Here is a 23,028-nt window from a genome sequence, read left to right as displayed (position 1 = left end):
TGAAACATGAGGGGTGAATTTGCCTGCCGCAGTGCAGCAGAACCGTCCGCGCGCGATATCCAGGCTCCTGCGTTGCAGGGGGCCTGAAAGATTTTTCGAAAAAATCGCCTGATATCGCCAATCTGGCACGCGGCATGCATCTAAGGGGTCAGCCCTTGAACGCGAATGTGCTTCGGTGGCCAAAGCCACGGGAGGCCTCAAGGCTTCGCATTGTTACCTATGAGAGGTTCGTAATGACTAAGTTCAAACTCGAGTACATCTGGCTGGACGGATACAAGCCGGTCCCCAACCTGCGCGGCAAGACCCAGATCAAGGAATTCGACGAATTCCCCACACTCGAGCAGCTGCCGCTTTGGGGCTTTGACGGCTCGTCCACGCAGCAGGCCGAAGGCCACTCGTCGGATTGCGTGCTGAAGCCCGTCGCGATCTATCCCGACCCGGCCCGCTCCAACGGTGCACTCGTCATGTGCGAAGTCATGATGCCCGATGGCGTCACCCCGCATGCTTCGAACAGCCGCGCAACCATCCTCGACGACGAGGACGCATGGTTCGGCTTCGAACAGGAATATTTCTTCTACCAGGACGGCCGCCCGCTCGGCTTCCCGGAACAGGGTTACCCGGCTCCGCAGGGTCCTTATTACACCGGCGTCGGCTTCAAGAACGTCGGTTCGGTTGCCCGCGAAATCGTTGAAGAGCACCTCGACCTCTGCCTCGAAGCCGGCATCAACCACGAAGGCATCAACGCCGAAGTGGCCAAGGGCCAGTGGGAATTCCAGGTATTCGGCAAGGGCTCCAAGCGCGCCGCCGACCAGATCTGGATCGCCCGTTACCTGCTGCTGCGTCTTTGCGAACAGTACGGCATCGACGTCGAATTCCATTGCAAGCCGCTCGGCGACACCGACTGGAACGGTTCGGGCATGCACTGCAACTTCTCCACCAAGTTCATGCGCGAAGTTGGCGGCAAGGAATATTTCGAAGCCCTCATGGCCGCTTTCGCCAAGAACTGGAAAGAGCACATCGACGTTTACGGTCCGGACAACCACCTGCGCCTGACCGGCAAGCACGAAACCGCTCCGTGGAACAAGTTCTCCTACGGCGTTGCCGACCGTGGCGCGTCGATCCGCGTTCCGCATTCCTTCGTCAACAACGGTTACAAGGGTTACCTTGAAGACCGTCGTCCGAACTCGCAGGGCTGCCCTTACCAGATCGCTTCCGTCGTTCTGAAGACGATTGCAGAAGTGCCGCTCGCAAAGTCGGCTGCTGCCTGATAAGCCAAGACATGGCGTCGCCCGCAACCGGGCGACGCCATTTTTCTGTCCACCGAACGGCCGGGCCGGTCAGGCGACCTTTCGCCGAGCGCCGCACACGGCATAGTCTTCCCATACGCAAGCTCAAACAAGCGGCGTGGCTTTGACCAACAGCCTCGGATTTTCCGAAAACCGCACCGTCGTTTTCGGTCCGACGCTCTAAAGCAAGAAGGTGAGCGATGGGCATTCTCCAGAAATTCTCTCTCGAAAACCGCACGGCCATCATCACCGGCAGCGGCCGCGGCCTCGGTTTTGAAATTGCCCGCGCCTTTGCCGAAGCGGGCGCGCATGTTTGGCTGACCGGCCGCAGCGCCGAAACGCTGGAACAGGCGGTCGACACGTTGCGCAAGGCTGGCGGCAAGGCCGATTACGCCGCCTTCGATATTGCCAATACGGCTGCCGGCAGCGCCCTTGTTCGCCGTATCATGGACGAGTTCGGCCATCTCGATATCCTCGTCAACAATGTCGGCGCGCGCGACCGCCGCCCGCTTGCCGAATTCAGTGACGAGGACGTGCTGGAACTGATCCGCACCGATCTCACCTCCTCCATCTCGCTGTCGCGGGATGCGGCGGAGGCCATGAACACCAATGGTTACGGCCGCATCATCACCATCACCTCCATTCTCGGCCATATCGTCCGGCCGGGGGATGCGATCTATCCCGTCGCCAAACAGGGGCTGACCGGGCTGATGCGGGCGATTGCCGTGGAATATGGCGCGCGTGGCATTACCAGCAACGCCATCGCGCCCGGCATGTTCGCCACCGAAACCAATGCCGCCCTTGCCGAAAATCCTGACATGGTGGCCTTCGCCAAGCTGCGGGTGCCGCTGGAGCGCTGGGGCCGGCCGGATGAGATCGCCGGTGCTGCCCTGTTTCTGGCCAGCGACGCGGCCTCCTTCGTCAACGGCCATGTGCTGACGGTGGATGGCGGCATGTCGGTGCGGCTGTGAGAGGCCCGTTGCGGAAAGGCGCTAGATAGGCATGGCCGCACGGCAACGCATCATCCCCGTCAGGCGCGAATATAACCGCTGGGTCGCCAACCAGACGCTGGAAGATTATGCGCTGCGCTTCACCGCCAAAAGCGCCCGGCAATTTTCCTCCAACCGCATTTCCCACACCGCCATCGGCGCGATTTCCTTTCTGGCGCTGGAAGCCATCGGCGGCGCTATCACGCTCTCCTACGGCACCACCAACGCCTTTTACGCCATCCTCGTCGCCGCCATCGCCATGCTCGCCGTCGGCCTGCCGATTAGCCGTTATGCCATCCGTCACGGGGTCGATATCGATCTTTTGACGCGCGGCGCGAGCTTCGGTTATATCGGCTCCACCATCACCTCGCTGATCTATGCCGCCTTCACCTTCATGCTCTTCGCCATCGAAGCGTCGATCATGTCCGGCGCGCTGGAACTGGCGCTCGGCATTCCGCTGTGGATCGGCTACATCATCTCGGCCGTCATGGTCATTCCGCTCGTCACCCATGGCGTGCGGCTCATCAGCCGTTTCCAGATCGTCACCCAGCCCTTCTGGATCGTGCTGAACATCCTGCCCTTCGTCTTCATCGCCCTGATGGACTGGGAGAAATACGATCTCTGGCGTGCCTTTGCCGGTATTCACCACGCCTCCGGCCCGCCCGGCACGATGGCGGATTTCAACCTCGTGGAATTCGGCGCGGCCTCGGCCGTCATTCTGGCGCTGATGTCGCAGATCGGCGAACAGGTGGATTTCCTGCGCTTCCTGCCGGCCGAGGGGCAAAGCCGCCTGCGCCATCGCATTGCGGTTTTCCTGGCGGGCTCGGGCTGGGTCGTCGTCGGCGTGCCGAAGCTGCTCGCCGGCTCCTTCCTCGTGGTGCTCACCTTCAGCTCCGGTGTCTCGGTGGATCGCGCCGCCGATCCGGCGCAGATGTATCTCACCGCCTTCGGTTACATGATCCCCAACGAAACCGCAGCCATGCTGCTGATGGTCGCCTTCGTCGTCGTCTCGCAGCTGAAGATCAACGTCATGAACGCCTATGCGGGTTCGCTCGCCTGGTCGAACTTCTTCTCGCGTCTCACCCACAGCCATCCCGGCCGCGTCGTCTGGCTGGTCTTCAACGTCGCGATCGCGCTGCTTCTGATGGAGCTCGGCATTTACCGGCTGCTGGAAGAAACGCTCGGCATCTTCTCCATCATCGCCATGGCGTGGCTCTGCACCATCTCCGCCGATCTCTTCATCAACAAGCCGCTCGGCCTTGCTCCGCCCGGCATCGAATTCAAGCGCGCCCATCTTTACGACATCAACCCGGTCGGCGTCGGCTCCATGGCGCTTTCGGCCACCATCGCGCTGATGGCGCATTTCGGCGCCTTCGGCCCGCTCGCCGCATCGCTCGCGCCCTATCTGACCCTGATCGTCGCCTTCATCGCCTCGCCGCTGATTGCCTGGGGCACGAAGGGCAAATTTTATCTCGCCCGCAAACCGCGCCAGAAATGGCGTGAGGAGAGCAGCATCACCTGCTCCATCTGCGAACACCCTTTCGAGCCGGAAGACATGGCCTGGTGCCCGGCCTATGCCGCGCCGATCTGTTCGCTCTGCTGCTCGCTGGACAGCCGCTGCCACGACATGTGCAAGCCGAAGGCGAAGCTCAACTATCAGGTCGCCACAGTCGCGAAATCCTTCCTGCCGGATCAGCTGGTGGCGAAACTCGCCACCCGGCTCGGACGCTACGGCATGGCGGCGGCCATTGCCGTCACCGCCATCGGCGGCATTCTCGCGATGATCGCCCATCAGGTCGGCACCGCCTCGCCGGAAACGGCAGATGTGGTGAACCGCACCATCCTCATCGTGTTTTTCGTCTTCGCCGTCATCGCCGGCATCGTCTGCTGGTTCCTCGTGCTCGCCCATGACAGCCGGGTGGTCGCGGAAGAGGAATCCTCCCGCCAGAACACATTGCTGCTGAAGGAAATCGCCGCCCACAAGAAGACCGACGCCGCCCTTCAGGACGCCAAGGAAACGGCCGAGGCCGCCAACCGCGCCAAGAGCCGGTATGTGGTGGGCCTCAGCCATGAATTGCGCACGCCGCTCAATGCCGTTCTGGGGTATGCCCAGATCCTCGAACGCGACGACACCATTCCCCCGCCCCGGCAATCGGCGATCAAGGTCATCCGCCGCTCGGCCGATCACCTGTCCGGCCTGATCGACGGGCTTCTCGATATTTCCAAGATCGAGGCCGGGCGGCTTCAGGTCTATTCCAACGAGATCAATATTCAGGATTTCCTCGACCAGATCGTCGACATGTTCCGGCCGCAGGCGCAGGCCAAGGGGCTGGAATTCCGCCATGACCGCTCCCGCGCCCTGCCGCAATATGTCCGCACCGATGAAAAGCGGCTGCGCCAGATCCTCGTCAACCTCATCTCCAACGCCATCAAATTCACCGATGAGGGCGCCGTCACCTTCGATGTCGGTTATCGCAGCCAGGTGGCGAGTTTCACGGTCGCCGATACTGGCCGCGGCATTGCCGAAAAAGACCTCGCCCGCATCTACGAGCCCTTCCAGCGCGGCGAGGCAGACAGCGTGCGCCCCATGCCGGGCCTCGGCCTTGGCCTCACCATCACAAGGCTCCTCACCAATACGCTCGGCGGCGAAATTTCCGTTTCCAGCGCAAAGGATGAAGGCTCCACCTTCCGCGTGCGCCTCATGCTGTCTGCCGTGCACCGGCCAAGCACGGCGCCGGCGGCGGAAAAGACCATCCGTTCCTATTCCGGGCCGCGCCGCACCATCGTCGTGGTTGACGACAATGAGGATCATCGCGAGTTGATGCGGCAGGTGCTCTCGCCGCTCGATTTCGTGGTGCTGACGGCTCAAAGCGGGCCGGAATGCCTGACGCTCATCGAAGGCGTGAAGCCCGACCTCTTCCTCATCGATATTTCCATGCCCGGCATGACCGGCTGGCAGCTTGTGACGAAACTGCGTGAAGCCGGCCAGACTGCCCCGCTCATCATGCTCTCGGCCAATATCGGCGACGGGACAGTGGCGGGTGCTGGAGAAGACAACCACAATGACGCCATCGCCAAGCCTGTCGATATCCGCCATCTCTGCGACAGGCTTGCCGTGCATCTCGGCCTGAAATGGATCTACGAGGCGGATATGCCGCCCTCGCCATCGCCGCCGCCCGTGGCGCAGGTCGTCCATCCCGGTGCAATCCACATTCAGGATTTGCAGCGGCTCGGCGAAATAGGCTACATACGCGGCATCGAGGCGAAACTCGCCGATCTTGCCCGCAACACGGAAAACCTGCCCTTCACGCAGGAGCTCGGCACCTATGTGCAGGCCTTCGATCTGGCCGGTTACGCGCATTTTCTCAAACGGTTTGCGGATAGTGACACGGGAGACGGCAAGGCATGAGCGGTCAGGCGGCGGCAGCCCCGAGAGACATCGTATTGCTGGTGGATGACAGCCCGGAAGCACTGGGGTTCCTCACCGACGCGCTGGAACAGTCAGGCTTTTCCGCCCTCATCGCCACCTCCGGCCAGGCCGCGCTCAACATTGCCGAACGCATCACGCCCGATATCATCCTGCTCGACGCCGTCATGCCGGCCATGGACGGTTTCGAGACCTGCCGCCGCCTGAAGGCCAATGCGGCGGTGGCGCAGGTGCCCGTCATCTTCATGACCGGACTGACGGAAACAGAACATGTGGTGCGGGCGCTCGAATCCGGCGGCGTCGATTATCTGACCAAGCCGATCAATATAGACGAGCTGCGCGCCCGCATCCGCGTGCACCTTTCCAATGCCCGTTCGGCGCAAAGCGCCCGCGTCGCGCTCGATGCCGCCGGCCGCCACCTGCTTGCCGTGCGCGCCAACGGCGCCATCCACTGGTCGACACCGCAGGCGACGCGCCTCGTCAACGCCGCCACCGGCCGCGACGACGGCATGGAAATCGTCACCAGCCATATCGGCCGCTGGCTCGCAGAACGGGCGGCGGCGGAAACCGGCCGCGACGTGCCGCTGACGATCACCGAGGCCGGGCGGCCCGCCCTGCAACTGTCCTTCCTCGGCGCCATGGGGCCGGATGAATTCCTCTTCCGCCTCACCGCCGCCAATGAAAAATCCGGCGACCACCTGCTGCGCGAACATTTTTCCCTCACCGCCCGGGAATCGGAAGTGCTGCTGTGGATCGCGAAGGGCAAATCCAACCGCGATATCGGCGATATCCTCGGCCTTTCCGCGAGAACCGTGAACAAGCATCTGGAGCAGATCTATGTGAAGCTCGGGGTGGAAAACCGGGCATCGGCGGCTGTGAAGGCAGCGCATATATTGCATCAGGGGTGACGACAGCCGTTAATATGCTAAGGTTCGTCCAGCATATATTTTCTGCTTGAGCGCAGCGTCCGCTCATTGGTGGAGCGGCGGCCCCTTGTTTCTTCTCCCCGAGGGGGAGAAGTCCGCGGCAGCGGGATGAGGGGGCAAGCTCTCCGAAATCCGGCAACGTTGCCCCCTCATCCGACCCTCCGGGCCACCTTCTCCCCCTCGGGGAGAAGAAACAAGTGGCAACCCCCACCCAAAAATCACCGTTCGAACCACCTGAACCCTGTCACAGGATAGAAATCCAATGGACCGTTTCATCATCCTTTCCGGCTGCTCCGGCGGCGGAAAATCCACGCTTCTCGCCGAGCTTGCCCGACGCGGTTTCGCCACCGTGGAAGAACCCGGCCGCCGCATCGTCATCGAAGAAACCCGCAATGGCGGCACGGCCCTGCCGTGGATCGACATCGAAGCCTTTGCCCGCCGCGCCATCGCCATGGCGCTCGAAGACCGGCAAAAAGCCCCACCGGAAGGCCCGGTCTTCTTCGATCGCGGCCTGATCGATGCCGCCTCAGCGCTTCGCCATATAAATGGCGATGCCTTCATCGAGACGCTGGTGGCTGCACACCGCTATAATCGTCTGGTCTTCCTCACCCCGCCATGGCCGGAAATCTACAGGGGCGACAGCGAGCGCAAGCATGGCTTCGATGCGGCGGTCGAGGAATATGAGCGTTTGCTCCGCGACTATGACGAACTTGGCTACGATATTTCCGTGCTTCCGAAATCCGGCATAGAGGAACGTGCGGACTTTATTCTTACCCGGATCGACTGAAGCGCTCTGGCAGGAGAATGGGGCTTCAGCGGTTTTCGAGCAATTGCGAGACGGTGACAAACTCAAACCCGCGTTGACGCAGACCGTCGATGATCAAGGGCAAAGCCTGCCGGGATATCTCGCGGCTTCGATACATGACGTGCATGATGATTATGGAGCCGTTTCCGGTTTGCTCGATCACGTGCCTGGCGAAGGCGCCCGCATCCTCGGCGACATCGGGAAAGGATTCCGGCTCGACATCCCACATGATGGTTTTCCGGTCATGCCGGGAAAGATACCAGGGCAAGGTGAGCAGCTTCTTGCCATAGGGCGGACGGAACATGATCTCGCCTTCATAACCAGCAGCCCGAATGGCCGCATCGGTGCGCTCGATCTCTTGCCCGATCCGCGCCGGCCCCATCAGCATCATGTTGGAATGCGTGTAACTATGGTTGCCGACCTGATGCCCGTCGCTGACGATCATGCGCGCCTGCGGCAGATTTTCTTCAGCCTCCCGACCGGTCAAAAAGAAAGTCGCTTTTACCCCGCGCTCCCTCAGGATCGCCAGGACATCAGGGGTGAAACGCACCGACGGCCCGTCGTCGAAAGTCAGCGCTACCATCGGCCTCGCTGTTTCGACCCTTGCGATGATGCCGCCGAATAATTGCGTCGTCCGGGATTTGCTGAAGAAATGCAGGCCGACAAGCGCCGTCGCCAGCACGGCGAGAACAAGGAAGAGCGACACGGCTCGCTTTGTCGTCATTGCCATCCCTCATTGCAGTTTCCGAGAGGATTAGTTTCCTGCCTTGTTGTCCCTAGTATGGCCGAGACCGCAAACAAAAAGCCCGGCATCGCTGCCGGGCTTCGATAGGGTGTCGCAGAAGGGCTTAGCTGCCCTGCTGGATGTAGGTGAACTTGCCGTCCGGACCCTTCTTCCATTCGTACATGACGTAGCCGGGAAGCTTCGGGTCGCCCTTCTCGTCGAAGGAGATGTCACCGAGTGCAGTCGGGAAGGTGCCGGACTTCAGGGCCTCGGCAACCTTTTCCGGCTCCACGGAACCGGCGGCCTTCGCCGCACCGGCAATCGCCTGCATCGCGGCATAGGAGTAGAGCGTGTAGGCTTCCGGGTTGAAGCCGGCGGCCTTGAACTTCTCTACCAGTTCCTTGTTTTCCGGGCGCAGCGTCGGATCGGGGCCGAAGGTGTTGAGCGTGCCTTCGACGGCGTCGCCGGCGATGGAAGCAAGTTCGTTCGAGACGATACCGTCGCCCGAAACGAGCTTGGCCTTCAGACCCTGGTCAGCCGCCTGACGGATGATGAGGCCGGCTTCGGTGTGCAGGCCGCCCCAGTAGATGATGGAAACGCCGGCTTCCTTCATCTTGGAGATCAGCGCGGAGAAGTCCTTGTCGCCGACGTTGACGCCTTCATACATGACTTCCGTCACGCCAGCGGCATTGGCAGCCTTCTTGGTTTCATCGGCAAGGCCCTGACCGTAAGGCGTCTTGTCGTGAATGATGGCGACCTTGGCGTCCTTGAAATGATCGGCCAGGTACTTGCCGGCAATGCCGCCCTGCTGGTCGTCACGGCCGCAGGTACGGAACGTGTTCCACAGGCCGCGCTCGGTGAAGACCGGGTTGGTTGCGGCGGGTGTGATTTCGAGAATGCCGTTTTCGGCGTAAACTTCAGAAGCCGGAATGGAAACGCCGGAGTTGAAGTGACCGACAACGAATTTCACGCCGTCAGCGACGAACTTGTTGGCAACCGAAATACCCTGCTTGGGGTCGGATACGTCGTCGCCCAGCACGATCTTGATCTGCTCGCCATTGATGCCGCCGGCGGCATTGATGTCTTTCGCGGCCTGTTCGGCACCCTTCTGGATCTGAGCGCCGAAAGCAGCGTTCGGGCCGGTCAGCGGTGCGCCGACAGCGATCACGACATCGGCCCAGGCCGAACCGCCAAACGCGACCATGGCGGTCAGCGCAACAGCGGAAAGAAGAGACTTCTTCATTACTTTACTCCCAGTTCCTTTGGATGGGTTGATTGCAAGGACCTGTTCAGTACCCACCTTCACTGAACAGGAAACTGTTCCACTCTGACGAGCATTGTGCAGCCGGAAAAATCCGCCTGTCAATCTTTCTTCTTGTAGGAAAATGCCGATGTCCGGTCGTAAAGCCAATAGTAGTTATTGACCATCTGGCTCGTCCGGCGCGTGCGGAAACCGACGCTGGAAAAAACCAGAAGAAGAACGACGTCAAACACGTAATAGAAGCCGTTGATGAACGGCCCGTTGAACAGCGCGTGATGCAGAAACCGCATCACCACACCCAGAGCGAGCGTATAGATCACCACCCGCGTATAACCGCCCCAGCCATCGGCCACGGACTTGCCCGTGCGCCATGCCGTCCAGAAACCCAGAAGAACAACCAGCGCGCGCAGAACATACCGCACGCCGTTATCCGTTTCGAAAAAAAGGCCCTGCATCTCTTTCCCCATCAGTGCCGGGCTGAAACGCCCTGACCCTGCCTTGTCTGTCGTCCCGTCGTTTTCCCGCCGGGCATTTTATTGTTTGCACCCCGCCATGGTTCCTTAAGGTTTGGCCGAAAGGACGACAGGCCGCCGTTTGCAGTCTTGCGCCGCAAAATTTCCGGCGCAAGTAAAATCTTTCAGTGCCGTCCGCCTTCGAGATAGGCGGCGCGCACCTGCGGATCGGCGAGCAGTTCCCTGCCCGAACCGCTCATCGTCACCTTGCCGTTGACCATCACATAGGCGCGGTCGGAAAGCTTGAGCGCGGCAAAGGCGTTCTGCTCCACGAGGAAGACGGTCAGCCCCTCTTCCTGGTTGAGTTTCTTGATCGCCTCGAAAATGCCCTTGACGATCAAGGGTGCGAGACCGAGCGACGGCTCGTCCAGCAGCAGGAGCTTCGGCCGTGCCATCAGCGCACGGCCGATGGAAAGCATCTGCTGCTCGCCGCCGGAAAGCGTGCCACCGCGCTGGCTCTGGCGCTCCTTCAGGCGCGGGAACATCACGAAGATCTTCTCGACGTCTTCCTTGAAATATTTCAGGTTATCGAGATTGGCGCCCATCTGCAGGTTTTCCAGCACCGTCATGCGCGGGAAAATCCGGCGGCCTTCGGGCGACTGGGCAATGCGTTTGCGGGCGATCAGATGGGTCGGCAGCTGGGTAATGTCCTCGCCGTCGAAGATCACCTGGCCGGCGCGCGCCTGCGGGCTGCCGCAGATGGTCATCATCAGCGTCGACTTGCCGGCGCCGTTGGCGCCGATCAGACTGACGATCTCACCCTTTTTGACCTCGACATCGACACCGGCCAGAGCGCGGATATTGCCATAATAGGTTTCGACACCCTGGACTTTCAGAAGCGGTTCACCGGACATCAGGCCGCTCCTCCGTCGAGTTCTTCCGCAATCACGTCTTCCACTTCATCATCCTCGACACCCAGATAGGCGGCGATGACCTTCGGGTCGTTCTTCACATGGTCTGGCGTGCCGTCGGAAATCTTCTGGCCATATTCCAGAACCACCACATGGTCGGAAATCTGCATCACCACGGACATGTCGTGCTCGATGAGGAGCAGCGACGTGCCCTCATCGCGAATGCCGCGCAGGAGCGCGTTGAGCGCCAGCGATTCCTTCGGGTTGAGGCCGGCGGCCGGCTCGTCGAGGCACAGAAGCTCCGGCCCCGTGCACATGGCGCGGGCGATTTCCAGACGGCGCTGCGCACCATAGGGAAGGTCGCCGGCCGGGTCGTCGGCGCGGTCGATCAGATCGGCCTTTTCCAGCCAGTACTTGGCCTTTTCGATAGAGGCATCCACCGCCCGCCGGTAAGCGGGCAGGCCGAGGAGGCCGAGGATCGTGTAACCCGAGGCCTTCATCAGCGCATTGTGCTGCGCCACCAGCAGGTTTTCCAGAACGGTGAGGCCCGAAAACAGGCGGATGTTCTGGAAGGTGCGCGCCACCTTGGCCTTCTTGGTGATTTCGAAATCCGGCAGGCGCTCGAGAAGATGCGCCTCGCCGCTTTGCTGGCGCATGGTGATCATGCCCATGGTCGGCTTGTAGAAGCCGGTGATGCAGTTGAAGACCGTGGTCTTGCCCGCACCGTTGGGGCCGATCAGCGCCGTGATCTCGCCGCGCTTCGCCTCGAAGGAGAAGTCGTTGATGGCCATCAGGCCGCCGAAACGCATCGAGAGATGTTCGACCTTGAGGATCGTATCGCCAGTCGTATTGGGTGTCATTGTTGCCGTTCCGGAAGCCATCAACCGTGACCTTCCTTGGTAAAGCTGCCGGAGACGGCCTTGCGTTCCTTGAGGAAGGCCGTGGGTTCACGCGAGCCGACGAAACCGCGCGGCTTGAACAGCATGACGATGACCATGGCAAGGCCGAAGAGCAGCATACGGTAAAGTTCAGGCGTGAAGTCGGGCCCGAAGACGTGCTTCAGGAACTCCATTTCACGCAGGAGCTCGGTGCCGCCGACCATGACCAGCGCCGCAATGGCGATACCCGTCAGCGAGCCCATGCCGCCGAGAACGACGATGGCGAGAATGACGGCGGATTCGAGGAACACGAAGCTTTCCGGCGACACGAAACCCTGACGCGCGGCGAAGAAGGAGCCGGCGAAACCGCCGAACATTGCGCCCGTGGCAAAAGCGGTGAGCTTGGTGATGACCGTATCGATGCCGAGCGAACGGCAGGCGATCTCGTCCTCGCGCAGCGCTTCCCAGGCACGGCCGATTGGCATGCGGCGCAGGCGGATGGTCACATAGGCCGTCAGCATGCAAAGCAGCAGGATCACATAGAACAGGAAGATCTTGTAATAGGCCGATGACATCGACAGGCCGAAGGCCTTGGCGAAATTGTTCGACGCGCCGACATCGAAGGACCAGATGCCGAAGACGGACGCCTTGGCGATGCCCGAAATACCGAAGGTGCCCTTGGTCACATCCGTCCAGTTCAAAAGCACGAGGCGGATGATTTCGCCGAAGGCGAGCGTCACGATTGCCAGATAGTCGCCGCGAAGACGAAGAACCGGGAAACCGAGGATGATGCCCCAGAAGCCAGCGAGAATGCCGGCGACCGGCAGGAGCACCCAGAAGGACAGGCCGAAATGGCTGGAGAGCAGCGCATAGGAATAGGCGCCGACCGCATAAAAGGCCACGTAACCGAGATCGAGCAGGCCGGCGAGACCGACGACGATGTTGAGACCCCAGGCCAGCATCACATAGATCAGGATCTGGATGCCGAAATTGTCGACGAATTTCAGCGAACCCTGAAAGCCGAACAATTGCACGGCGATAACGGGATAAAGCAGCAGCAGGACCAGCGCCAGCTTCAGGAAGTGCTTGTGGAAAAAGCCCTTCTCTTCGGAAATCTCCAGCACGCCGCTCTTGGCCTTGGCCAGCTTGCGACGATCCAGCGACGGCTTGATGAAGCCGACGACGAGAAAGCGGCCGACAGCGGCAATGCCGACGAAGACCGCCAGAAGCCCCCAGCGGGTGCCCCAGATCAGCTGGTTGTTGATATCCTGATAGGTGACGATGCCGACATAAAGAATGAACATGCCGAACGAGATGAGGCCCGCAATCAGGCCCTCCTTCACAGCCGCCGCCATCAGGCTCGGGCTGGAAGCAGCGTTGTCGGAAGCGATATTGGTCATGGGATCACACCTTCTCGACTTCCGGACGACCGAGAATACCGGTCGGCTTGAAGATCAGCACGAAAGCCAGGATGCCGAATGCCGCGACATCCTTGTAGGCGATGGAGAAATAGGCCGACCACAGCGATTCGATGAGGCCGATCAGCAGACCGCCGAGAACAGCGCCCGGAAGCGAGCCGATGCCGCCGAGAACGGCCGCCGTAAACGCCTTGACGCCGGGAATGAAGCCATCGCTGAAGGAGGCAACGCCGTAATACATGAGATACATGGTGCCCGCGACAGCGGCGAGCGCCGCACCCATGATGAAGGTGATGGAGATCGTCTTGTCGACATCGACGCCGAGCAGTGCCGCCATCTTGCGATCCTGTTCGGTGGCGCGCTGCGCCCGGCCGAGCGGGGTCTTGTTGACGATATACCAGAAGGCGAAGAGCAGCACCGAGGTGACGACCATAATGATCAGCTGCTTCAGCGACACGGTAATGGCGCCGAAATGATAGCTTTCCGTCACCATCGACGGGATCGGCTTGTTACGCGGACCCTGCGTCACCTGGATGAAGTTGGACAGCGCGATCGACATGCCGATGGCCGTGATCAGCGGTGCAAGACGGAACGAACCTCTGAGCGGCCGGTAAGCGACGCGTTCGATCACCCAGTTCCACAGGCCGGTCATCAGCATGGCGACGACCATCATCAGAAGCAGAAGAAGCGCCACCGGAATGCCGGCGACAAAGGATGTCACGATCAGGAAAACGATCAGCGCGGCAAAGCCGCCGAGCATGAAAATATCGCCATGGGCGAAGTTGATCATGCCGATGATGCCGTAAACCATCGTATAGCCGATAGCGATGAGGCCGTAGATCGATCCAAGAGTCAGCCCGTTGATGAGCTGCTGGATAAAATACTCCATGTCTTTCCCCCGGGCACGACCTCGAATGGGCCACGCCTCGTTATGTTAATTATAGGAGCGCCCTTGCAGGCAGGCCCCCACCCCCAAAATGCATATCGTGTTCGTTAAAAATGTGAAGTCAAAAACGGGCGATCCTGCACAAAATTTGGAATTTCCACATGGACTGCCGCTTTCCCGGTCAAAAGAGCCATGATTTTGGCAGGAAGTGCTGAAAAAATGACGGCTGGATGCTTATTTCAGCATTGTCCGACGCCATTATTTGACGGGCAGCGGGCAAAGGAGTAGCGAAGATCGGAACGGCGATATCCCGCAGACGGGATCAATTGGCAAAGAGATGATCGACATATTGACGAAAGCGGCGCTGGACGCCGGGCAGGCCATCATGGCGGTCCACCGTGCCGGCCCGCATGTGTCGTATAAGGACGACTGCTCGCCGGTGACCGAGGCCGATCAGCGCGCCGAAGCGATCATTCTTGCGGCGCTGGCCGCCCATTTTCCCGATATTCCCGTGGTTGCCGAAGAGGCGGTATCGAGCGGCATCCTGCCGGAAACCGGTGCGGAATTCTTCCTCGTCGATCCGCTGGATGGCACCAAGGAATTCATTTCCGGCAAGGACGATTTCACCGTCAACATCGCGCTCATCCGCAACGGCGTTCCGGTCGCCGGCGTGGTTTACGCCCCCTGTCGCGGGCAGGCATGGACGGGCAAGGACAATGCCGCCGAAAAGCTCGCCATTTCAGGCGAAGGCGTCATCCTTTCGCGCCACCCCATCCGGGCGCGCCAGCGCGGCGCCTCCCCCGTGGCGTTGATCAGCCGCTCGCATTGCACGGCGAAAACGGAAGCTTTCGTAGCCGAACACGGCCTGAAGGACTGCATCTCCGTCGGCTCCTCTCTAAAATTCTGCATGCTGGCGGAGGGCGCCGCCGATATCTACCCCCGCTTCAGCCGCACCATGATGTGGGACACGGCCGCCGGCGACGCCGTGCTGCGCGCTGCGGGCGGCAGGACGCTCGATTGCGAGGGCAGGCCGCTTGCATATGCGGTGAGGGGCGATGGCGAGGATGCGCTGGCCAATCCGGATTTCATTGCCGAAGGGGCGATGGCGGTGGAACACGCGGGGTAACGCCGCTTTCCGTCTTCTGCGGCTACTGCAACGGGTGGATCGGATTTCTGCTTTGGTGAGCTTCGGAGTATGCAGCTTACCCCCCTCTGCCCTGCCGGGCATCTCCCCCTCAAAGGGGGAGATCGGCAGGGGGCGCTACCACCGCTTCATTTGCAACGTCGTGATAGGCGAGACCTATCCACGAGTCGATCTCCCCCCTTGAGGGGGAGATGCCCGGCAGGGCAGAGGGGGGTAAGCCGCATACGCCGAAGCCCCCAAAAACATCCTCATACCGATCAACGCGGACAAATTTCTTCCCCGCTCATCCCCACCCCACGCCACCACCCCACAATGGCCCCGCAACGAAACCCCACAGCGCGGAAGGCACATCATGACGGAACAGACGGCGAGACTTCGGCTTCCCTATATCCTCCCCTCGCAGGCCCAGAAACACGTCACCCATAATGAAGCCCTGCAAAGGCTGGATGCGATCGTGCAACTGGTCATCAAGGCCATCGTCGCCGCGCCGCCCGATAACGCAGCGGAAGGCGATTGTTTCCTCCTCTCCGCCGATGCCACGGGCGACTGGGCCGGCAAAGCCGGAAGGCTCGCCTTCCGGCAGGATGGCGCCTGGCTCTCGATCGCGCCGCAGCCGGGCTGGACGGCGTGGTTTACGGCCGAGAGCAGATATCGCATCCTGCACGATGGCAACTGGCGCGACATGCCGCTGCCGGCCGCCGGGCGGCTGGAAAGGCTGGGCATCGGCACAGAGGCCGACGCCACCAACCGGCTGGCGCTCACCTCCCCCGCCAGCCTCTTCACCCATACCGAAGAAGGTGGCAGCCACCGCATGACGATCAACAAGGCGGGCAAGGGCGATACCGCCTCGCTGCTGTTCCAGTCCGGCTGGAGCGGCCGGGCGGAAATGGGACTCGCCGGCACTGACGGGTTTTCGATCAAGACCAGCAAGGATGGCGCCTCATGGCACACCGCACTTCTGTGCAGCGGCGATGGCCGGGTCTCGATGCCGAACCGCCCGCTCGCCGTTGCCGGCCTGCCGGCGGGCACGACGAAATCCGCCAATGGCGCGGCGGCAGGTTTTTCCCTGCTCTCCATCGCCGATGGCGGCTTTGCGCTCGGCGATGCGGTAAGCGGTGGCGGACGTGAACTCGTGGTGCCGGCAAAGGGCCCTTATCTGGCGGCCCTGACGCTCGCCGTGGTCTCCTCTTCCGGCCACCGGGTGACGCTTTTCATCGATGGCGCGGCGGCCAGCTTCGGCATCGCCGGCAATGCATCGACATCAGGCACATCGCAGTCTGTAACCTCCATCCTTTCCCTCGATGCCGGCGACCGCCTGCGGCTGCAGCATGAGGGAACGGCGGAATTTACCCAGGGCAGCGGGAAAACGTGCCTTTCGCTTGCGGCACTCTGACGGAAACAACCGATGAGAGAGAAAAATTGCGATTTTTGGAAAAATTTTTTCCCGGCAAAATAAGGCGACTCGAACAAATCAGGCGAAACCGTTCAAATTCTTAATAAATTGTCTAGAGCTGCTTAGGCAATTTTTAAAGGTACCGGGATAGAGTTCCCGTCATATGGTCTTGAGTTTGTATAGAGTGTCCAATGACCGAAATGATACGCCCACGAGTTAAATATGTCATCGGCCCCGATGGCAGCCCTCTGACGATCGCGGATCTTCCGCCTGCCAATACCCGTCGCTGGGTCATTCGCAGAAAGGCGGAGGTGGTTGCAGCGGTACGCGGTGGACTGTTGAGCCTCGAGGAAGCCTGCGAGCGTTATACGCTCACCGTTGAAGAATTCCTGTCCTGGCAGTCCTCGATTGCCGATCATGGCCTTGCCGGCCTGCGCACCACGCGTATTCAGCAATATCGCCACTAAAACAGTGCGCCGGCGCGAAAACGCGCCCAGACCGAGTTTCCAGAACGCCCCGCCGGATTATCGACGGGGTTTTCGGTTTGATTTCGGATTTTCCCTGAGAACTGCCCCACAGAGCCGGCGATTGTCGCCGGTTTGTGTCCGCTGCGTTCGCTATCCCGCTGTTTCAATTCAGGCTGAAGCCGGTACAGTGACGACAACGAACAGCAATGCGGAAGGCGCTCATCATGGACATCAAGACAACCGAAACCGGATCGCACGGCGAATATTCAGCGACCATCGACGGCCACAAGGCGGAGATGACCTATTCGCGCACCTCCCCTTCCCTCATCATCATCGATCATACCGGCGTGCCCGATGCGCTGCGCGGCAAAGGCGTCGGCCAGGCGCTCGCCGCCCATGCGATCGATGAAGCCCGCAAGGGCGGCTGGAAAATCATTCCGCTCTGCCCGTTCTTCAAGGCCCAGACGTTGCGCCATGCCGAATGGGCGGATGTTATTCAGGGGTAAATGGGCAGACATAACGAGGGTTATGTCAGTTATCTACGTATCGACGGATGTTTTGGCCAAAACGGAGCATCCACACGCCGTCACCCCGGCCTTGAGCCGGGGTCCAGCAAGCTCAAGTCATTGAGCTGAAAAGACTCTTCTCGTCGCGCAGACGCGCGCCGACTGGATGCCGGATCATCCTCGGGCTTGTTCCGGGGACCGGCACGACGGCGGAGATATTCGGGTGTGCCAGCAATCACGCCACCTTCAACGGCGGCGTCCCGGCATGCATGCTCCGGCGGACTTCTTCACGGAATTCGAGCGTATCCTTTGCCCCATGCACGGCCACGGCGTGTTGCACGGCCGCTTCCATAAGTTCCTCCGGAGAATCGGCGGAGATGGCGACGGTGCATCTGCTGTCACTGGGGAATTCGCGGCAATCGATATATTGGCGGGCCATTTTTTCCTCCCTGCAAGTGCCGCCCGCACCCGCACGGGGCGCGTGCGCGTAAAAGCCTCCGGCTCACGGTCGGAACCTCCGTAAAATACGCCTTTCCCCACCTCCGGACAATCGAAATCAGGCCTGACCGTCCCGGCGGGAAACATCGGCAACACGGCAAAACAAAAGGCCGCCCTTAAGGAGCGGCCTTTCGAAAAAATGCATGGCGTCCCGTCATTGAAAGCCGCCTCCTGATCCACCGGCAGCCGTCAATGAGGACGATCTTCGTCAATTCCTGCGCCTATAGGTCAGGCGCGGGCGCGGATGGCTCCGTCGCGGTTTTCGAGGGCAGCGGCCTTTTCATATTCGGCCTGCACCTCTTCCAGCGAAGCTTCGGCGGCTTCCTGCTGGGCCTTCAGCTCACGGATCGAGACCTGAAGATTATCCGCCCGCTGGCGCGCGGCCTTGGCGAAGGTCGGATAGGCGAAATGCGTCGGATCGGTAATGCCCGACTTGCTTTCTTCCAGAGATATCTGATGCACCAGTTCCTTTGCCATCCGCTCGAACTCGGACATCATCTGCTGCAGCTGGTTAAGCTGCCGGCGTTTTTCATTGACCTGAAATTCCTTCAGGCGAACCAGGCTGTCACGCGACTTCATACGCAATACTCCATGGATAGCGAGACCCGGATCAAAAAGGCACTATGCCACCCTGATCGGCCCGTTTAACCCGCCCGTTTTTCCGTAAGGGTTTACCCCTGTCCCGGAATGATTCCCAAAAGTTACCCGACGTTAATAAAAAACCGCCGTCGTTAACCTTTCGTTTACGGGCATCGTTAATGATAACGACGATCATTTAAGGGTCGGTAAATGCCAGGTCCAAAAAAATGGACCCGACGATGTAAGAGTCGATTGAATCACTTAACGGGATTTCCTCACGTTAAGCTTCAATTTTGGCGATGGTGGATTCACGTGCAAAAACAGCGAAATGCCTACTTTGCTTAATAAATTCGATACACCTTGCCAAAGGCAATTAGAATTTGTTAACCATTTGGTGGCAGCCTGCAAATCAGGCAACGTCTGGATCCGCATCGCGCGAGGCAATGATTTACCGGTTCGCGGGCGGCAAAGGGGATAATTATGCGGGTTCTACTTATTGAAGACGACAGCGCGACAGCGCAGAGCATTGAACTGATGCTCAAGTCGGAGAGCTTTAACGTCTACACAACCGACCTCGGTGAGGAAGGCGTGGACCTCGGCAAGCTCTATGATTACGACATTATTCTTCTCGACCTCAACCTGCCCGACATGTCGGGTTACGAGGTTCTGAGAACGCTTCGCCTCTCCAAGGTCAAGACGCCGATCCTCATCCTGTCCGGCATGGCCGGCATCGAGGACAAGGTTCGCGGCCTGGGCTTCGGCGCAGACGATTACATGACGAAGCCGTTCCACAAGGACGAGCTTGTTGCCCGCATTCACGCCATCGTCCGCCGTTCCAAGGGCCATGCACAGTCGGTCATCGCCACCGGCGAGCTGATCGTCAATCTCGATGCCAAGACGGTTGAAGTGGGCGGCCAGCGCGTTCACCTGACCGGCAAGGAATATCAGATGCTCGAGCTGCTTTCGCTGCGCAAGGGCACGACGCTGACCAAGGAAATGTTCCTGAACCACCTCTATGGCGGCATGGACGAGCCGGAACTGAAGATCATCGACGTCTTCATCTGCAAGCTGCGCAAGAAGCTCGCAAACGCCGCCGGCGGCGCAAACTACATCGAAACCGTCTGGGGCCGCGGCTATGTTCTGCGCGAGCCGGATGGCGCGACGGAATTCCTCGAAACCGCCTGATCCCTTCCGGAACAGGACAGTTTTTAAAAGACCCGCTGGAAACGGCGGGTTTTTTGTTGCGATTTGAAGGTCGGATGCGGCAGCGTCATTGGCATGCGTGACAAGGGCGAGCTACGCACCGCAAAAGGACGATGGCAGATGAACCACCCCATCCCCACCCTCAGGACCGAACGCCTGACGCTGCGCCCGCTGGCGATCACGGATTTTCCCGCCTATCGGGATTTCATGACGTCATTGCGCTCCATCGGCGTCGGCGGGCCTTACGACCTGCCCTCGACCTGGGGCGTGTTCTGCCACGATCAGGCTAACTGGTACTTTTTCGGCCATGGCGCGCTAATGATCGAGCTTGGCGAAACGGGACAATGTGTCGGCCAGGTCGGCATCAATCACGGTCCGCTGTTTCCGGAAAAGGAACTGGGCTGGCTGCTTTACGACGGCCATGAAGGGCGCGGCTATGCGGCGGAAGCCGCCTCGGCACTGCGCGACTGGGCCTTCAAGACCCTGAACCTGCCCACGCTTGTCAGCTATGTCTCGCCGCAGAACCGCAAATCCGCGGCCGTCGCCGAACGAATCGGCGGCAGGCTCGACCTGGCGGCACCCCGTTCCGATCCCGAAGACCTCGTTTATCGGCACCATCCGGTAAGCGCCGTTTAAAAAAGGGACGCCTCGGGATCATCCGGCCACGAGGCGTCCGGAAAACCCGCCCTAGCGCATTTCCGCTTTCAGAAAGCCGAGGATCGCCTGCGCGATCTGCGCATGGATGGCCGCGCGGTCCCTGCCGCCGCCATCCCGGCAGACGAAACCTTCGCCCGGTGAAAGCTCCTCCACGATCTTTTCGCCGTTCGGCCTGCAAATCTGCATGAAGCTGAAATGGCTGGCATCCGGTATTTCCCGATAAACGGTCGTCGCCTTTGGCAAATGCCGGGCGATATAGTCGGAATCGGCCTTGATGGCAGCGATCTCCGGTGTTTCCACACCCGCGGCCAGAACCAGAACCGGCACGCCGACGGCTTGCAGCGTCTCCGGCAGGAAACCGGCGGCCGGCCCGAGATCCAGCGCGATGGCCGCGCGGATGCGGGTATCCTTCAAATCCATCGAAAGACGCGGATCGGCCCTACCGTCACCGACAACCCCGACTTTGGCGAGCAGCCGCGGAGCCTTGCATTGCGGCGGACGTTTTTCTCCTTTGCAGTCCTTCAGGGCAAGATCGGCGCTGTATCGCGCGCCAACCAGCTCCATTGCGGTCCAGCCGCCGAGGGAATGGCCGATTACGGCGATGCGCGTCGCGTCGATCCCGCCGGCGAATCGGTCATCGCCCAGCAATGCGGTCAGCGTTCTGCTGATGTCGCGCGGCCGTTCCCACAATGGAACGATCTCGGTCGCATTTTCTTCGGTGAACGATTCGCCGCCATGATCCGGGGCGGCCACGACATAACCTTCCCGCACAAGCTCACCGGCAATCCAGTTCAGATTGCGCCAGCTTCCGCCGAAACCGTGCGACAGCAATATGAGAGGACGGGAACCGTCAAGAAGGGAAGCGCCCGGTTGAACCTCAAGGCCGTAAAAGGCGGCATTTTCGCCGACGATCTCGCTTTTGCCCGACGGCGCGGCCGGGTACCACAATGAAACGGCTAGCGGTCTCGAACCGGCCTCATCCGGCAATTCGATCTGTTTAAAGCCGATGCCGCTTTCCGCCATTGCGGACTGGACAGTGGAGAAAATGACGATGACCGCCAGAAGAAGATAGCGCATGGGATGCTCCGGAGTTGATATGGACCAACTCCTGGTTCAATCCGCCGCCCGCCGAGACCTCAAACAGGTTTCAGGTCGTCCTGAAACGCGATTCGGAACAGCAACACCGGGCGCTGGAGAAACCCGCGTCACACTCTTACTGGAAATGCTCTAGATATCCACGATCCGCTCGAAAAGCCGAACGGGGCTGTCGCGGAACGCCGTATCGCGAAATGGCCGGAAGCCGAATCGGGCGGCGATCGCCAGCGACGGGCTGTTGAGCGGATTGATCATGCAGACGGTCCGCTGGGAAATCCCGCGACCATCGAACCATCGCAGTGCCGCCTCCACCGCCTCGGTCGCGACACCCTTGCCCGCCAGCGCCCCGTCGATTTTCCACATCGCCTCAGGCACGCCGTCGAAATCCTCACCGTTGCCACGGCGCATATGGGCAAAGCCCACCTCGCCCACGATGCGCCCCGTGGCAAGCTCTTCCACCACAAAGGGGCCGAAGCCGAACGCGGACCAATGGCCCAGAAAACGCAAAAGCCGGGCGAAGGCGAGTTCCGGGTCCAGCGGCGCAATCGATACGACCCCTTCGATCTGCGGAACATCCGCGCCCCAGAAGGCGCGATAAAGCGCTTCATCCGCGATGGCATGCGGCCGCAGGACAAGGCGAGCGGTTGTCAGACGTGTCATGAACATGCTCCCCAAACGAAAAAAGGCCGGCGCGTCGGCAGACGCGGTCCCGGCCTTTCACAAATTCAGATCGGCGATTGAACGGTCACTCGGCAACCGTCTTGGCGGTAAAGACGATGCGGTCGTCATGCACCTTGTATTCCACCGCCATATTGGCCTCCTCGGCCAGAAGCAGCGTGTAATAGGGCTGAACGGAATGGGCGTCGACCGCCTCTTCCAGCCTGCCCTCGTAAATTTCCACGAACTTGGCCGGCACGCGCATCATCCGGCCCTTGACGGTGATTTCGAACCTGGCGTCGCCGTCGGGGCTTTCCAGCAGCACATCCACATTGCCGCCGCGCGGAATGGCGCCATAAGCCACGAGAAAGAGATTGAGCAGAAGTTTGACACGATTCTTCGCAACGATGGCGCGCGGGCCGTTCCAGCTCACCTCCGCCTTCTTTTCGGCGGCGGCGAAATCCTGGGCGGCTTTTTCGGCCTCGCCGGTGTCGATGGACGCGCCGGCGGAGCCGGAAGCGCCGAAGGCAAGGCGGGCGAACTTCAGCCGCACGGATGCGTTAAGGGCTGACGTGCGGATGAGATCGAGCGCATCGTCATCCGTGCCGCCCTCGTCCAGGAGTTCGAGGCCGTTATTGATGGCGCCGACAGGAGAAATCACATCATGGCACACACGGCTGCACAGAAGAGCCGCCAGATCGGGACCGGACAGCGTGATATTGAGTTTGCTGGTCATAAAATTCTCTCCTGCGCAAGGGAGGCGCGGACGGTGTGGAAATTGTTAAGCCATAATGACACCATATTTGGTAAACCGATTGTTAATAGGATGGTTTCAAAATGCCAAATGCCTTAACAGGCCACACTGG

Annotated in this window: 23 protein-coding genes; 11 read left to right on the top strand and 12 right to left on the bottom strand. The window is 60.5% G+C overall.

Annotated features, from left to right (window positions below; translation table 11 throughout):
• Positions 1–233: 233 nt before the first annotated feature.
• The 5 genes from ACQZ5K_RS15820 to ACQZ5K_RS15800 all read left to right on the top strand — a co-directional run bounded on the left by ACQZ5K_RS15820 (position 234) and on the right by ACQZ5K_RS15800 (position 7,415).
• Entirely contained in the window at positions 234–1,268 is a 1,035-nt protein-coding gene (locus ACQZ5K_RS15820) for a glutamine synthetase beta-grasp domain-containing protein (RefSeq protein ID WP_035260390.1), read from the top strand.
• A 218-nt stretch (positions 1,269–1,486) separates the two neighbouring features.
• The gene (locus ACQZ5K_RS15815; protein ID WP_448740791.1) at positions 1,487–2,257 is read left to right on the top strand and encodes an SDR family oxidoreductase; all 771 of its coding nucleotides are present in this window, start codon (positions 1,487–1,489) and stop codon (positions 2,255–2,257) included.
• A gap of 31 nt (positions 2,258–2,288) precedes the next feature.
• The gene (locus ACQZ5K_RS15810) at positions 2,289–5,684 is read left to right on the top strand and encodes a hybrid sensor histidine kinase/response regulator (protein WP_448740790.1); all 3,396 of its coding nucleotides are present in this window, start codon (positions 2,289–2,291) and stop codon (positions 5,682–5,684) included.
• Positions 5,681–6,610, top strand: a complete 930-nt coding sequence (locus tag ACQZ5K_RS15805) for a response regulator (protein ID WP_065656763.1) — start codon at positions 5,681–5,683, stop codon at positions 6,608–6,610. Before ACQZ5K_RS15810 ends, ACQZ5K_RS15805 begins: the two co-directional genes overlap by 4 nt.
• 280 nt (positions 6,611–6,890) lie before the next feature.
• Positions 6,891–7,415, top strand: a complete 525-nt coding sequence (locus ACQZ5K_RS15800; RefSeq protein ID WP_448740789.1) for an AAA family ATPase — start codon at positions 6,891–6,893, stop codon at positions 7,413–7,415.
• Between the two features lie 25 nt (positions 7,416–7,440).
• Here the strand turns inward: ACQZ5K_RS15800 and ACQZ5K_RS15795 are convergent, their stop codons facing one another.
• The 7 genes from ACQZ5K_RS15795 to ACQZ5K_RS15765 form a co-directional block, all read right to left on the bottom strand.
• The gene (locus ACQZ5K_RS15795) at positions 7,441–8,157 is read right to left on the bottom strand and encodes a polysaccharide deacetylase family protein (RefSeq protein WP_003522914.1); all 717 of its coding nucleotides are present in this window, start codon (positions 8,155–8,157) and stop codon (positions 7,441–7,443) included.
• A gap of 124 nt (positions 8,158–8,281) precedes the next feature.
• Positions 8,282–9,400 carry a branched-chain amino acid ABC transporter substrate-binding protein gene (locus ACQZ5K_RS15790; RefSeq protein WP_004430064.1) on the bottom strand — a complete coding sequence of 373 codons (1,119 nt, stop codon included), beginning with the start codon at positions 9,398–9,400 and terminating at the stop codon, positions 8,282–8,284.
• Between the two features lie 119 nt (positions 9,401–9,519).
• The gene (locus tag ACQZ5K_RS15785; protein WP_003522917.1) at positions 9,520–9,873 is read right to left on the bottom strand and encodes a DUF6867 family protein; all 354 of its coding nucleotides are present in this window, start codon (positions 9,871–9,873) and stop codon (positions 9,520–9,522) included.
• Between the two features lie 182 nt (positions 9,874–10,055).
• Positions 10,056–10,784, bottom strand: a complete 729-nt coding sequence (locus tag ACQZ5K_RS15780; RefSeq protein ID WP_125145471.1) for an ABC transporter ATP-binding protein — start codon at positions 10,782–10,784, stop codon at positions 10,056–10,058.
• Positions 10,784–11,662 (bottom strand): ABC transporter ATP-binding protein, encoded by an 879-nt coding sequence (locus ACQZ5K_RS15775; RefSeq protein ID WP_003522919.1) that lies wholly within the window; start codon positions 11,660–11,662, stop codon positions 10,784–10,786. The genes ACQZ5K_RS15780 and ACQZ5K_RS15775 overlap by 1 nt, the downstream gene beginning before the upstream one ends.
• Positions 11,662–13,014, bottom strand: a complete 1,353-nt coding sequence (gene livM / locus ACQZ5K_RS15770) for a high-affinity branched-chain amino acid ABC transporter permease LivM (protein WP_371259707.1) — start codon at positions 13,012–13,014, stop codon at positions 11,662–11,664. The genes ACQZ5K_RS15775 and livM overlap by 1 nt, the downstream gene beginning before the upstream one ends.
• Before the next feature lie 49 nt (positions 13,015–13,063).
• Positions 13,064–13,966 (bottom strand): branched-chain amino acid ABC transporter permease, encoded by a 903-nt coding sequence (locus tag ACQZ5K_RS15765; RefSeq protein WP_004430050.1) that lies wholly within the window; start codon positions 13,964–13,966, stop codon positions 13,064–13,066.
• A 334-nt stretch (positions 13,967–14,300) separates the two neighbouring features.
• On the opposite strand from ACQZ5K_RS15765, the gene cysQ reads away from it, so the two are divergent.
• The 4 genes from cysQ (at position 14,301) to ACQZ5K_RS15745 (ending at position 17,473) form a co-directional block, all read left to right on the top strand.
• Positions 14,301–15,089 (top strand): 3'(2'),5'-bisphosphate nucleotidase CysQ, encoded by a 789-nt coding sequence (gene cysQ, locus ACQZ5K_RS15760; protein ID WP_448740788.1) that lies wholly within the window; start codon positions 14,301–14,303, stop codon positions 15,087–15,089.
• Between the two features lie 370 nt (positions 15,090–15,459).
• Positions 15,460–16,500 carry a DUF2793 domain-containing protein gene (locus tag ACQZ5K_RS15755; RefSeq protein ID WP_448740787.1) on the top strand — a complete coding sequence of 347 codons (1,041 nt, stop codon included), beginning with the start codon at positions 15,460–15,462 and terminating at the stop codon, positions 16,498–16,500.
• A gap of 191 nt (positions 16,501–16,691) precedes the next feature.
• A complete protein-coding gene (sciP, locus tag ACQZ5K_RS15750) occupies positions 16,692–16,967 on the top strand; it encodes a CtrA inhibitor SciP (protein ID WP_003491799.1) in 276 nt (91 codons plus the stop codon).
• A 224-nt stretch (positions 16,968–17,191) separates the two neighbouring features.
• A complete protein-coding gene (locus ACQZ5K_RS15745; RefSeq protein ID WP_003522924.1) occupies positions 17,192–17,473 on the top strand; it encodes a GNAT family N-acetyltransferase in 282 nt (93 codons plus the stop codon).
• A gap of 235 nt (positions 17,474–17,708) precedes the next feature.
• On the opposite strand, the gene ACQZ5K_RS15740 is transcribed toward ACQZ5K_RS15745, so the two are convergent.
• Both ACQZ5K_RS15740 and ACQZ5K_RS15735 read right to left on the bottom strand, forming a co-directional pair.
• Positions 17,709–17,912: a DUF1059 domain-containing protein gene (locus ACQZ5K_RS15740; protein ID WP_003522925.1), complete on the bottom strand. Its 204-nt coding sequence runs from the start codon at positions 17,910–17,912 to the stop codon at positions 17,709–17,711.
• 287 nt (positions 17,913–18,199) lie between these two features.
• On the bottom strand, positions 18,200–18,550 hold the full coding sequence (locus ACQZ5K_RS15735) for a flagellar export protein FliJ (RefSeq protein WP_003491821.1): 351 nt from the start codon (positions 18,548–18,550) through the stop codon (positions 18,200–18,202).
• Positions 18,551–19,030: 480 nt separating this feature from the next.
• On the opposite strand from ACQZ5K_RS15735, the gene ctrA reads away from it, so the two are divergent.
• Positions 19,031–19,735: a response regulator transcription factor CtrA gene (gene ctrA / locus ACQZ5K_RS15730; RefSeq protein WP_003522926.1), complete on the top strand. Its 705-nt coding sequence runs from the start codon at positions 19,031–19,033 to the stop codon at positions 19,733–19,735.
• Between the two features lie 138 nt (positions 19,736–19,873).
• Positions 19,874–20,389 (top strand): GNAT family N-acetyltransferase, encoded by a 516-nt coding sequence (locus tag ACQZ5K_RS15725; protein WP_448740786.1) that lies wholly within the window; start codon positions 19,874–19,876, stop codon positions 20,387–20,389.
• Between the two features lie 51 nt (positions 20,390–20,440).
• Here the strand turns inward: ACQZ5K_RS15725 and ACQZ5K_RS15720 are convergent, their stop codons facing one another.
• From ACQZ5K_RS15720 to chpT, 3 genes are all read right to left on the bottom strand, one after another.
• Positions 20,441–21,487: an alpha/beta hydrolase family protein gene (locus ACQZ5K_RS15720; RefSeq protein WP_448740785.1), complete on the bottom strand. Its 1,047-nt coding sequence runs from the start codon at positions 21,485–21,487 to the stop codon at positions 20,441–20,443.
• A gap of 150 nt (positions 21,488–21,637) precedes the next feature.
• Positions 21,638–22,165, bottom strand: a complete 528-nt coding sequence (locus tag ACQZ5K_RS15715; RefSeq protein WP_080850972.1) for a GNAT family N-acetyltransferase — start codon at positions 22,163–22,165, stop codon at positions 21,638–21,640.
• Between the two features lie 85 nt (positions 22,166–22,250).
• A complete protein-coding gene (gene chpT / locus ACQZ5K_RS15710; protein ID WP_003522930.1) occupies positions 22,251–22,898 on the bottom strand; it encodes a histidine phosphotransferase ChpT in 648 nt (215 codons plus the stop codon).
• Positions 22,899–23,028 lie beyond the last annotated feature (130 nt).

This window comes from Agrobacterium sp. 22-226-1 (assembly GCF_053522345.1).
The sequence above is the reverse complement of the archived record's forward strand: the minus strand, read 5'-3'. Positions and strand labels throughout refer to the sequence as shown.